This is a genomic window from Corynebacterium sp. ACRPJ, assembly GCF_022347345.1.
In the GTDB taxonomy this organism is placed as follows: Bacteria; Actinomycetota; Actinomycetes; order Mycobacteriales; family Mycobacteriaceae; genus Corynebacterium; species Corynebacterium tuberculostearicum_D.
In genome coordinates, this window is the sequence record NZ_JAKRNC010000001.1 from 62,740 (window position 1) to 75,374 (window position 12,635).

A 12,635-nucleotide genomic window follows, 5' to 3' on the forward strand; every position below is an offset into this window, starting at 1 on the left:
GTGATTTAGCAGGTCATACCTAGGGATGAGAGAGCAGTTCCTCCACCGAAACCACGCCATGAGTAAGGGCGTAGAGCACGGCATGCACGCGGTCGCGCGAGCCGGTTTTCGTCAAGATATGGCGTACGTGGGTCTTGACCGTGGCCATGGAGACGAACTCGCACTCGGAGATTTCGGTATTCGAATACCCCAGTGCCATTAGCTTGAGGACGTCCAGCTCGCGCGGGGTGAGATCTTCAGCCGGAGGGGCGGTAGCCGCTGCCGCAACGGGGGCGGCATGTGAATCAGGCTGTGACGCGGACTGCTCGCTGCGCAATTGCTGCAGCACCTGGGCGGTAATGCGCGGGGAAAGGACGGCCTCGCCGGAATGTACGGTACGAATAGCGGCGAGGAGTTCTTCCGGTTCGACGTCTTTGAGCAGGAATCCGGAAGCCCCGGCGGAAATGGCGCCATGGACAAAGTTCTGGTCATCGAAGGTGGTAAGCATGATGACCTGGGTGTCCGGGAATTCCGGCAGCAGCCTTTCGGTGGCGGCGATGCCATTGACGCGGGCCATCTGGACATCCATGAGCACGATATCGGCAGGCTGCGCGCGGGCGAGGTCGAGGACTTCATCGCCATCGGATGCCTGCCAGGCAACGTCCAAATCCTCTTGGGAGCCAAGGAGCATGGCGAACCCGGCGCGCACGAGGGGCTGGTCATCTACTAGGCCAATGCGGATGGGAGCGGCATGCGATCTTGCTGGCTGCTCAGAGTTAGTCATTGGGTACCTCCACGGTGATAAAGAAGTGTCCGTCCTCTGTGCGGGTAGCAACGCTGCCGCCATAGGCCCTAACGCGCTCGCTCATCCCGATGAGCCCGTAACCGGGCTCGTGATTGTCCGGCGTGCGTGCGGCCGGGTTATCGGCGCTCAATACTAGGCCGCTTCCAGTAGAGCGAAAGCGCAGCACTCCCCTTTTATCGCGGGAATGCTTGAGCATATTGGTCAAAATTTCTTGCACCACGCGGTAGACGGTGAATTGGTAGAGCTCGTCGCTTTCGGTCGGCAGGTCCTCCAGCCCGTGCACGGTGATATCGAAGCCGCTGCGGCGGGCTTCCGAGATAAGGCCGGCAATATCGCTCGCGCCGGGCGCCTTGGTATCGGCGCGGGAATCGCCATCTCGCAGCACGGAGAGCAATCCGCGCATCTGCTTGAGGGAATCGCGGGAGGTAGAGGCGATGGTCTCCAATGCTTCTGTGGCCGCGGCGGGGTTTTTGGCGGCGGCGAACCGGGCGCCGTCGGCAAGAGCAATAACGCCCGCTAAGTTATGCGCCACGATGTCATGCATCTCGCGGGCAATGCGGTTGCGCTCTACCGCGCCGGCCATCTCCGCACGTTCAATCAGAAGCTGCTGGTCCTCGCGCTTTTTGCGGTCATTGGTGCCCAGCAAGAAGAAAAAGCCCATGACCGGCCACGCGATGATAACAACGGAGGCTAAGGACACTAGGGGATCAATCTGTGCCCCCTCGAGCCCAAAATCAATATCACTAAAGATAAGGTTGCCAAAGTGCTGTGCCCACACAGAGAAAAGGGTGCCTACGCCTATCCAGACAATCCACACACGGCGCATGCGCTTTGGGGAATGCGCCCCAATAAGAAAAACGCAATACGCCAAGGGAAAAGCATGGACGTTACTCAACGCGGCCAAAGGGGTAAAAAGACACAGGGTAAAAACAATAGCGATTGCGCCTATCGCTTTTTCCTTCAGCTTAGGGTGCAGCCACAACGCTAATGGGAGAACCACGCAATAAAGTACTAAGACGGCCTTGTGAAAGAGGGAATCCCCGTCCAATACATCAGCAGCATAAGAAGCGGAAGAACCCCAGAGAATCAGGGGGATGATAATTCTCCACGGTGGGCCCACCCACGCGCGAAGTGCATCGGGCCATAGCTTCTTCATGGCTTTCTAGGCTAGCGCAGGCCCTAGGCCATAGTCCTCATCCCTGGGGCTGACTAGACTGGCGGGCATGCAGCACGAGTTCTTTGAGGTTGATGTTTTTGCCACGGGTGCCTTTAACGGCAATGCCTTGGCGGTGATTGCGGGCGCCGATGGCCTAAGTACCGAGCAGATGCAGGCAATCGCGAACTGGACCAACTTTTCTGAGACCACCTTCTTGCTCGAGCCTCACGACGCCCGCGCGGACTACCGCGTGCGCATTTTCACCCCGTACGAGGAGTTTGATTTTGCCGGCCACCCCACGCTGGGTAGCGCTGCCGCGTGGCGGGCGCTGGGCAATAGCCCGCAGTCAGAGGGAACTATCGTCCAAGAATGCGGCGTGGGCTTGGTAACCGTCCGCCAAGAGGGAGAAGTCTTTTCCTTTGCTACCCCGCCGCTGCGCCGCGAAGAACCGCTGAGCCCGGCGGAGCTGAAGGAGGCCTGCGCTGGGCTGGGGCTAGAAAGCTCAGATATTGTGGACCATGGCTGGGTGGACAATGGCCCGGGCTGGCGCCTGCTTCAATTGCGCGATGCCGCAGCGGTGCGCGCGGTTGAGCCCCGGGCCGAGCGGCCCAAGGTCGGCGTAGTGGGCCTTAATCCCAACGCCCCAGTGGGCGAGCCGGCCTATGAGGTGCGGGCCTTTACCACCCAATTCGAAGACCCAGTCACCGGTTCTTTCAACGGCGGCGCCGCGCAGTTTATGCGCTCGCGCAACGTGGTGCCGGCGCGCTATACCGCAGCACAAGGCAGCCAGATTGGCCGGGCGGGCGAAGTATTTATCAACGATGACGGCACGGATATTTGGGTGGGCGGCCGCGCCCAGATTCGCGTGCGCGGAACACTGGAGGTTTAGATGCAGCTACACCACGATTTTGCCCAGAAGCTTCCCCACTTGGTTCGCCCCACCGAGGGTGAGGAGCAGCCGAACCCACAGATGATCATCCTCAACGAGGAGCTCGCCACAGCGTTGGGCTTTGACCCGGACTGGCTGCGCTCCTCCGAGGGCATAGATTTCCTTACCGGCCGCGCGGGCGGCCACGCCATGGCCTATTCCGGCTTCCAATTCGGTGCGTTTAACCCGCAGATGGGAGACGGCCGGGCAATGCTCTTGGGCGAGGTGGAAAAGGACGGGCGGCTCTGGGACTTGCATGCCAAGGGAACTGGGCTTACTCCTTATTCCCGCCTCGGGTCCGATGGCCGCGGAACGCTGTCTTCCATGCTGCGCGAGTACCTAATCTCTGAGGCTATGCATGCCTTGGGCGTTCCCACCACCCGGGCGCTGGCGGTTATTTCCACCGGACGGCCCATTCAGCGCGGGCACGTGCAACCGGCCGGCATTGTGGTACGCGTGGCAGCCAGCCATATCCGCGTCGGCACCTTTCACCTAGCTGCGCAGACGGATTACGCCCGACAGTTGGCCGACTATGCCATTGCGCGCCACTACCCTGGCGCGGACTACCAGGAATTTTTCACTCAGGTGATGGATGCGCAGATCCGCACCGTGTCCCACTGGATGCGCTTGGGCTTTATTCATGGCGTGATGAATACGGATAACACCACCATCTCTGGCGAGACCATTGACTATGGCCCCTGCGCCTTTATGGAGGCCTATTCGCCCGCCACGGTCTTTTCCAGCATCGATAGGCAGGGCCGTTATGCCTTTGGCAATCAGCCCTCCATTCTGGGATGGAACCTGGCCCGCTTGGCAGAATCCCTCCTGCCGCTTTTTGATTTGGACATGAATAAGGCCACGAGCTTTGCCCAAGAATCCATCAACGGCTTTACCGACCGCTTTGAGGACCAGCGCAGGGCAGATTTAGCACAGGCTTTGGATACCTCTCTAGAAGTCGCTTCTTCCTATGCTGCTGCCATGCAGCTCAACGGCCCAGATATCACGCTGGCTCACCGCGCTCTTGCCGACGCCGCCGCGGGCCACCCCACCCACGCTCGCGAGCTCTTTGCCGAGGGAGACTTCTTAGATGACTACCTTGCGTCCTCGCCCGATCCTTCCCGCGTTGATAGCGCCATGCCGCGGGTTATCCCGCGCAACCTCGCCGTAGAATCGGCATTGAGCGCTGCCGAACGCGGGGAGTTGGGCCCGTATCAGGAGCTTCTCCACGCGGTCACCCACCCGTGGGAGCCCAACCCAGCGTTCGAATCGCCGGATCCTAACGGCCTCGAGGGCTACCTCACCTACTGCGGTACTTAATCCCTCCCCGCCTTGCTCAAAGCGCACGAAGCCCCTGCACCACAACAGCGGCGGTGCAGGGGCTAACGAGGCCGAAAGCTAGCTCTTAGCGGTCCAGCTTCAGGGTCTTCTGGGTGTACTCCCACATCTCGTCGTACAGCTTCTCATCGTTGCGCAGCTTGATGCCATAAGACGGAACCATCTCGCGAATCTTGTCTGCCCAATCAATCATGTGCTCGCCGAAGCAACGCTCCAGCAGCTCCAGCATGACGGCCGGGGCAATGGATGCACCCGGGGAAGCGCCGAGCAGGCCGGCGATATTGCCCTCCTGGTTATTCACCAAGGTGGTGCCGAACTCGAGGGAACCGAACTGCGGGGCACCAGCAGGCTTAATCACCTGGACGCGCTGGCCAGCGATAACGGTTTCCCAGTCGCTTTCCTTTGCTTCCGGTACGTACTCGCGCAGGGCTTCCACGCGGTCCGAGAAGCTCTTGCGCACCTCATCCACCAGGTATTTGGTCAGGCCGAACTCCTGCACGGCAACGCCGAGGTAAGAGGTGATGTTGTCTGGGCGGATGGACTTGAACAGGTCCAGGTAGGTGCCCTTCTTCAGGAACTTCGGGCTCCAACCACCGTAAGGACCGAAGAGCAGACCCTTCTCGCCGTCGATCACGCGGGTATCCAGGTGCGGCACCGACATTGGTGGGGCGCCCACGGCAGCCTTGCCGTAGACCTTTGCCTGGTGCTGCTCGATAAGCTCCGGGTTCTTGGAGCGCAGCCACAGACCAGATACCGGGAAGCCTGCGTAACCGGCAACTTCCTTCACCTTTGCCTTACGCAGCAGGTCCAGGGCGTAACCGCCGGCACCTACGAAGACGAACTTGGCCTTAACTACGGTGATGTCGCCGGTGTGCTTGTTCTTGGAGTACACCTTCCACGCGGAGCCATCACGCTTGATATCGATGACCTCATGGCCATAGCGGATCTCGGTGCCGGAGGCCTTGGCTGCGGTCAGGAACTGCTTGGTCAGCGCGCCAAAGTTGACGTCGGTACCAGCGTCGGTCCAAGAAATGGCCACCTTATTGGAGAAGTCACGGCCCTTCGCCATCAGCGGCAGCTTCTCAGCAAAGTCGGAATCGTCTGCGGAGAACTGCATGCCCGGGAACATGTGCTTCTCGCTCAGCACATCATAGCGGCGCTTGAGGTAATCCACCTGGATTTCGCCCTGTGCGAAGGACACGTGCGGAACCGGATTAATGAATTCGCTCGGGTCGGTGAGAATACCGTTGTTGAGCTGGTGGGACCAGAACTGGCGAGACTTTTGGAACTTCTCGTTGATGCCCAGAGCCTTGGAGATATCAATGCGGCCGTTCTTCTCCGGGGTGTAGTTCAGCTCGCACAGTGCGGAGTGGCCGGTACCGGCGTTATTCCACGGGGAGGAGGACTCCAATGCGGGGCCATCAAGGCGCTCAAAGACCATTTGGGTCCAGCTGGGCTCCAACTCGCGGAGCATAGCACCCAGGGTGGCGCTCATGATGCCAGCACCGATAAGTGCTACATCGACCTCGTCTACAACCTGTGCTGTCTTCTTAGCGGAGGACACTGTGTTATTACCTCTTCGAATTGAAAATAGATATCCATCGGCGCGGTCTACGCCTTGATTTTTAGCGCTTAGCGCCCCGCGCCACCATCGCTGCACTATGACAACCTGGCAGTGCGTCACGCATTAAGGCCTTACTCTACGCTTTTCTCATTCAATTTGGGATTTCTCCCCCAGACCAGTGGCAAAAATGTGGGAATTTCTGCCCCCACCATTTACACCCCAGTAGCAGCACCATAAATTCTTCGTTGCACCTAGAATCGAGGCATGGTTACACACTCCCCGGTATGGGGCCCAGACAAACTTGGCCCCGACTATGAAGCTGCCACCATTGACTTGGGTACAGACCCCGATGGCGAAGGCGACGTGGTCACCACGCTGGTGCACTACGCGCCGGAGCACGCGGGTGGTACTGCACGTGAGTCAGCGGCCCCGTCACGCCCAGCGCTGGTGTGGCTACACGGCATGACCGATTATTTCTTCCACACCCACGTAGCCGAGCACTTTGCCGCCGAGGGTTATGACTTTTATGCCATCGATCTGCGCAAGTGCGGCCGCTCGCGCCGCTCGGGCCAATCGTGGCACTATGCTTCGGACCTGGCGCTGTATTTTACAGACCTCACCGCCGCACTTGATGCGATCCCCAATGATGAAGTCATCTTCATCGCCCACTCCACCGGTGGCCTGATCGCCCCGCTGTGGATGGATCATCTACGTCGAACCGACCGAGAGCGCCACCAGCGCCTGGCGGGCCTCATCCTGAACAGTCCGTGGCTCGACATGATGGGCGTGCCCGGCCAGGTCCTCACACCACTCAAGCCGCTGCTCTACACATTGGGCCGTATAGCCCCAATGACTCCGCTACCCGGCGGTAATCTCACTGCTTACGGCGAGTCCGTGCACAAGGATTTCTACGGCGACTGGGATTTTGACCTTCGCTTTAAGCCGCTGGCCGGCCATAAGAAATATGTCGGTTGGATAGCCGCGGTATTCCACGGCTTTGATGCTATTCACAGCGGCCGCGTTGATGCCGGCGTGCCGATCTTGACCTTGCAGTCCACTCGCACTCACTTGGGCCAGCCCTACTCCGACAGCGTGAACCACGCAGATGTCATCATCGACGTTGCGCAAACGCGGCGCTGGGCAAAGGAACTTAGTGCCCACTACACCTTGCATCCCATCAAGGGCGCTAGGCACGATGTGTTCCTATCGCTTCCGGACCCGCTCCAAGAAGCTTTTGACGCCTGTGACAAGTGGCTGCCCACCGTCCTCGATACTCCACAATCCACTCAGTAATTTAGTCCCTATATATAAGGAATAAACGTGACTACTTCACACCAGTCCCACACGCCCGCTGCCGAGGAACATTTCGACCTCATCATCATCGGCACCGGCTCCGGAAACTCCATCCCTAGCCCGGATTTTGATGACCAGAAAATCGCCATCATTGAAAAGGGCACCTTCGGCGGCACCTGCCTCAACGTAGGCTGCATTCCCACCAAGATGTATGTCTATGCCGCCGACATCGCCTTGGCTGCACGCGAAGCCGGCCGGCTAGGCCTAGATGCTCAGGTCAACAGCGTGGACTGGAACTCCATTGTGGACCGCGTCTTTAACAACCGCATCGACCAGATTGCCCAAGGCGGCGAGCAGTACCGCCGCGGTGAGGAAACCCCTAATATCACCGTCTACGACGAACACGCTCGCTTTGTTGGCCCCAAGACCATACAAACTGGCAACCATGTCATCAGTGGCGATCAGATCGTCATTGCCGCCGGTTCCCGGCCGGTCATTCCGGAGGTCTATGCAGATTCCGGCATCAAGTACTACACCAATGAAGACATTATGCGCATGGACCACCAGCCGGAGAGCTTAATCGTGGTGGGCGGCGGCTATATCGCGATGGAGTTTGCCCACGTCTTCGACGGCCTCGGCACCAAGGTGACCGTGGTCAACCGGTCCGAGACCTTGCTGCGCCACCTCGATGATGACATTTCCAGGCGCTTCAACCAGATTGCCCGTGATCGCTTCGACGTGCGCATAGCCAATGGCACCAAGCTCGAAAAGACCGACAATGGAGTGCGGTTGGAGCTCGACAATGGTGAGTCCGTGGAAGCAGAAGCGATTCTCGTTGCTACCGGGCGCACCCCAAACGGCGATCAGATGGATCTGGACAAGGCAGGCATTAAGCTGCTTGCCGACGCCCGCGTGAGCACCGACGAGTTCGGCCGAACCACCGCCGAGGGCGTTTGGGCGCTTGGCGATGTCTCTTCTCCATATATGCTCAAGCACGTAGCCAATGCGGAGACCCGTGCCGTGCAGCACAACCTGCTCCACCCAGAAGATCTCCGCCCACTGCCCCACGACAATGTCCCCGCCGCCATCTTTACCCACCCACAAATCGCCACAGTGGGCCTAACTGAGAAGCAAGCACGACAGAAGGGCTTCGACGTCACCGTCAAGGTCCAGAACTTTGGCGACGTTGCCTACGGCTGGGCTATGGAAGATAGCACCGGTATCTGCAAGCTAGTTGCCGATCGCGCGACAGGGCAGCTTCTCGGCTCGCACCTCATGGGCCCGCAGGCCTCCACCCTCATCCAGCAATTGATTACCGCGATGGCCTACAAATTGGACATGCGGGAGTTCACTCGCAACCAATATTGGATCCACCCTGCGCTGCCAGAAGTAGTGGAAAATGCCCTTTTGGGACTGGAGTGGTAAAAGTAAATTGTTACGTGATATTTCTCACACATGCCCAGTATCTTCCCAGCCTATAAGATATCTTCCCACTTCAGACTAAGGATTCCTACTTTGCATTTTCAGGGAATTCAACTCCTTTAAGGGGCCCAAATAAATTTAATGGCCGGAATTTCGGCCCATGACGTGCAAAAGGACAACAGTTTTACTAAATTGTGTTGAGACACCGGCTAGAGCCGATACGAACACGGCTACCGCGTGTTTCTGGATGTTCCCTGTACATTCAATAACACTTTGGTTTCCCAATGTGGAAGCCTTGCAAGTACGACTTTTAAGGAATTTTGATATGCGTATCCGCAATGCAGCTATCGCTGGCGCAACCGCTCTCGCCGTTGCCTTCGGCGGCACCACCGTTGCTTCCGCTGACGAGACCGTCAACCAGAACGGCACCGAGATCGAGGTACAGCCGCAGAACCCGTCCAACACCGCAAAGGGCGGCGACGATGACAACGGCAAGTCCGGCGGCTCTCTGTCCTCCGAGCTTGGCCACAAGCTCGAGGGCGACCAGGCAGCTAACGGCGTTGGCATCTTCGGTTCTTCCAAGGACTTCTCCGACCAGCCGGCATGGGCAAAGGTCTTCTACGGTGCAACCGTTGTAGCAGGCATCGGCGCCCTGCTCGGCGGCATCATCGGCCCTGTATACAACTTCTTCGTTCACGGCCCGTCCTTCTAAGCAACAGCCACACGGCTCAATCAAAACTTCCGAAAGGTAATTTTCACAATGCGTAACTTCCGCACCGCAGCCGTTGCTGCTGCTACCGCTGTCACCGTAGCCTTCGGCGGCACCGCCGTTGCTTCTGCAGAGTCCTCTTCCACCAACGAGAACACCACCTCCTCCTCTTCCTCCAGCTCCTTCACCCAGCTGGGCAAGAAGAAGGGTGCATGGTCCGAAGGTGAGGACGGCAAGCCTGTCGTTAAGCCTGAAAACCAGGTTACCGGCGAGGACATGTGGGGCACCGAAATCTCCGAAAACATCCCGGAGTGGGCTTCCGATTGGAAGAAGGGTGCTACCGCACTGGGCATCACCTCCGTTATCGGCGCAATCATCGGCGCTTACAACTACGCTGTTCACAACGGCATCATCCCGCAGCACATCCTGGACCCAATCTTCCGCCGCTAATTAACAGCAGCAGATTGGCTCTAGATAGCTAGGGCTTGCACGGGCCTCGTTCTTGTAACGAGGCCCTTTTTGCTATATATAGTCGCTCCGATACGGCCGACTGCTCCGCGAGACATAGGCAAGTATGCAAAAGCCGCCTCCACTCCCCTTCTCTGGAAATGGAGGCGGCATTCAGATTGTTCTGAGACTAAGTACTAGTCCTCATCTGGAATGGTAAGAATTTCATTGCCGTCTTCGGTAATGACGAGGGTGTGCTCAAACTGAGCGGTGAACTTGCCGTCGGTGTTTTGGACGGTCCAGTCATCATCCCAGATTTCATAGTCCAAAGAGCCGAGGTTAATCATCGGCTCAACAGTCAGGGTCATGCCAGGCTCAAGGATGTCGCGGTACACGGTCGAGTCATGGTGTAGGACCACAAGACCGTTGTGGAAAGTTGGGCCGACGCCGTGGCCGGTGAAATCGCGCACGACGTTGTAGCCGAAGCGCTTGGCATAAGACTCAATAACGCGGCCAATGACGTTAATCTCACGGCCAGGCTTTGCAGCCTTGATGCCCCGCATAGTGGCTTCCTTGGTGCGCTCTACCAGCAGGCGGTGTTCCTCGGAGACATTACCGGCAAGGAAGGTGGCGTTATTGTCACCGTGGACGCCGTTCTTATAAGCGGTGATATCGATATTGACGATGTCGCCATCCTCAATCACGGTGGTATCCGGGATGCCGTGGCAGACAATCTCGTTAAGGGAAACACAGCTGGACTTAGGGAAGCCGCGGTAGCCCAGCGTGGACGGGTAAGCGCCGTGGTCGCACATGTACTCGTGCGCCACCCGGTCCACATAATCAGTGGTTACGCCCGGCTGCACGGCCTTGCCGGCCTCCTTGAGGGCGTTGGCTGCAATCTTGCAGGCCTCACGCATCTTCTCGATGACCTCTGGGGACTGCACATAGGGCTCGCCTACGGCCTCCTGTACTTCGTCCTTCCATACGTACTCCGGGCGCTCAATGCTCTCCGGGACGGTGAGGATCGGAGTGGGCTTGCCTGGCTTTAGCTTTCCTCGATTACTCATGGTTTTCCATGGTAGTCCTCCACGCCCATAATGCAGCAGCCGGGGTCACGAGGGCAGGCGGGGTTTCTACCCTTCGGCCGGCGGAGCCGCACCCTCGTGCGGTCCGGACCGGTAGTCATCGACCTTCTGCAAGAAATTGCTAGTGATATTGACCGAGACATCGGAGCCGCCGCCCAAGACCACGAGGGTGGCAAAGGCAATATCGTCTTCTTCGCGGTAGCCGGTAAACCAGGCGTGCGAACCTTCATTAATCTCGGCCTCACCGGTCTTGCCGTAAATCGTGCCACCCGCTGCCATGCTGCGGGCAGTACCGTTGGTGACTACTTGGCGCATCATGCCGCGGACGTTATCTAGCACAGGCTTCGAAATCTGCTGCGGCTTATCGGAGGCTTTGGTTTCGTGGCCTTCGATAAGCGTGGGCGTAGGCGTCTTGCCATTAGCAACCGTTGCGGAGACAAGAGCCATGCCGAAAGGGCTAGCCAAGTCGTAACCCTGTCCATAGCCAGCTTCAGTGCGCTCGAGTGGTTCTTTGCCCTCCGGAATGGAACCGGTAATGGTAGTAAGACCTGGGATATCGTATTCCACGCCGAAGCCAAACTTCTTTCCCATGTCTTTCAACTCACCAGGCTTGAGCTTGGTGGAAATATCCGCGAAGGTAGTGTTGCACGATTGTGCGAAGGCTTGGCTGAGCGGAACGCTACCTAGGGCGAAGGCATTGTAGTTGGTCACCACGCGGCCAAAGATATCCATGGTGCCAGGGCACGGAACGATGGTATCGGTATTAAGCCCCTGCTTTTCTACGCCGGCCGCGGCGGTGAGAATCTTGAACACCGAGCCCGGAGGGTACTGACCTTGGAGGGCTACGTCGCCGTCTTCATCGGCCTTCTCGGTTTGGGCGACGGCTAGGATATCGCCATTGGAGGGCCGGATGGCTACGAGCATGGCCTGGGAATCGGCACGCTCATTGACCGCCTCCTGCGCGGCCCGCTGCACGTCGTAGTCTAGGCCTACCTTGATCGATGGCGCCGCATCAGGGTCGTGCTTTTCCACATCAGAGAGCGCCGCACCATTTTCATTGACCACGGAAATGGACCAGCCGGTTTGGCCATCGACTTCATCTTGGACCGCGGAACGCACGCGCGACATCAGATCGGGTGCCAGGCCACGGTCGCGGGTGACCAGAGCCGGTTCTTCATTGAGTCGCACGCCGTCTATGCCTTCGACCTTGGGGCGCACGGCCTTGGCTTGGTCCTCCGTAAACATGGTGACGGAAAAGGAGCCGTCTGCATCCTCCAATTTTTTGGCCAGGTCCTTGGCATCCATCTCCGCAATGGAGTCATCCTGGCTATGGGCGGCAGCCAGTGCGCCGCTGATCTTGGAAGCGGTGGGCCGCACATCATCCAGCGAGCTGGTATCTACCACCAGCCGGTAATTCAGCCCCGGGCTCATCAATTCCACCCCGTTGGAAGAAACCACGCTGGCGCGCTCTGCCTCCAGCGCGCGCAATTCCAGGTGCTGATTTGCTCCCAGGTCGGGGTGGATAAGGCTCGGCTTCCACCGCACCGTCCACTCATCCTCAGTCTTGGTCAACGTCATCTGCGTGTCATAGCTCAAGGTACGATCCTTGGGCAGATCCCAGGTGACCTTGTAGTTCGCCGTGGCGAGGTTCTCATCCTGGTCCACGCCTTCAAGCTCCATGTCGAGCCCCTCGGCCTGCAGGCCGGAGTAGGTGGCATCGAGAGCGGAGGTGGCGTCCGAGGGGGCGTCGGTAAGCGCGGCTAAACCGTCATTATTCCGGGACTCCATCCCCTGGAGGAATTCTTCCGCGACCGGCTCGGCTGAAACCGGCTTCGGAGTACAGGAAACCACGCTGGTGGAGGCGAGCGTGATAGTTGCAACCAGCGCGACCAACTTCTTCATGTCTTGGCAC

General features: G+C 58.6%; 11 protein-coding genes. 6 read left to right on the forward strand and 5 right to left on the reverse strand.

All coding sequences use genetic code 11. The annotated features are described in order from the left end of the window. Positions 1-19 precede the first annotated feature (19 nt). Entirely contained in the window at positions 20-763 is a 744-nt protein-coding gene (locus tag MHY08_RS00310; protein ID WP_239234665.1) for a response regulator transcription factor, read from the reverse strand. Next, positions 756-1,610 (reverse strand): sensor histidine kinase, encoded by an 855-nt coding sequence (locus MHY08_RS00315; protein WP_239234666.1) that lies wholly within the window; start codon positions 1,608-1,610, stop codon positions 756-758. The genes MHY08_RS00310 and MHY08_RS00315 overlap by 8 nt, the downstream gene beginning before the upstream one ends. 397 nt (positions 1,611-2,007) lie before the next feature. On the opposite strand from MHY08_RS00315, the gene MHY08_RS00320 reads away from it, so the two are divergent. Further along, complete coding sequence (locus MHY08_RS00320; RefSeq protein ID WP_239234668.1) at positions 2,008-2,829, forward strand: PhzF family phenazine biosynthesis protein; 822 nt, start codon at positions 2,008-2,010, stop codon at positions 2,827-2,829. After that, positions 2,830-4,185 (forward strand): YdiU family protein, encoded by a 1,356-nt coding sequence (locus MHY08_RS00325; RefSeq protein WP_239234670.1) that lies wholly within the window; start codon positions 2,830-2,832, stop codon positions 4,183-4,185. An 85-nt stretch (positions 4,186-4,270) separates the two neighbouring features. On the opposite strand, the gene mqo is transcribed toward MHY08_RS00325, so the two are convergent. Further along, positions 4,271-5,767: a malate dehydrogenase (quinone) gene (mqo, locus tag MHY08_RS00330; RefSeq protein ID WP_005325195.1), complete on the reverse strand. Its 1,497-nt coding sequence runs from the start codon at positions 5,765-5,767 to the stop codon at positions 4,271-4,273. A gap of 264 nt (positions 5,768-6,031) precedes the next feature. On the opposite strand from mqo, the gene MHY08_RS00335 reads away from it, so the two are divergent. The 4 genes from MHY08_RS00335 to MHY08_RS00350 all read left to right on the forward strand — a co-directional run bounded on the left by MHY08_RS00335 (position 6,032) and on the right by MHY08_RS00350 (position 9,641). Beyond that, the gene (locus MHY08_RS00335; RefSeq protein ID WP_239228364.1) at positions 6,032-7,060 is read left to right on the forward strand and encodes an alpha/beta hydrolase; all 1,029 of its coding nucleotides are present in this window, start codon (positions 6,032-6,034) and stop codon (positions 7,058-7,060) included. Positions 7,061-7,087: 27 nt separating this feature from the next. Then, complete coding sequence (gene mtr, locus MHY08_RS00340) at positions 7,088-8,485, forward strand: mycothione reductase (protein WP_239228365.1); 1,398 nt, start codon at positions 7,088-7,090, stop codon at positions 8,483-8,485. Between the two features lie 322 nt (positions 8,486-8,807). Continuing rightward, positions 8,808-9,194 carry a hypothetical protein gene (locus tag MHY08_RS00345; RefSeq protein WP_204608559.1) on the forward strand — a complete coding sequence of 129 codons (387 nt, stop codon included), beginning with the start codon at positions 8,808-8,810 and terminating at the stop codon, positions 9,192-9,194. A 48-nt stretch (positions 9,195-9,242) separates the two neighbouring features. Then, a complete protein-coding gene (locus tag MHY08_RS00350; protein ID WP_239228366.1) occupies positions 9,243-9,641 on the forward strand; it encodes a hypothetical protein in 399 nt (132 codons plus the stop codon). A gap of 194 nt (positions 9,642-9,835) precedes the next feature. On the opposite strand, the gene map is transcribed toward MHY08_RS00350, so the two are convergent. Both map and MHY08_RS00360 read right to left on the reverse strand, forming a co-directional pair. Next, positions 9,836-10,705, reverse strand: coding sequence for a type I methionyl aminopeptidase (gene map, locus MHY08_RS00355; RefSeq protein ID WP_005325202.1), 870 nt, complete (start codon positions 10,703-10,705; stop codon positions 9,836-9,838). Between the two features lie 66 nt (positions 10,706-10,771). Next, positions 10,772-12,625, reverse strand: coding sequence for a penicillin-binding transpeptidase domain-containing protein (locus MHY08_RS00360; protein ID WP_239234672.1), 1,854 nt, complete (start codon positions 12,623-12,625; stop codon positions 10,772-10,774). Positions 12,626-12,635: the final 10 nt, after the last annotated feature.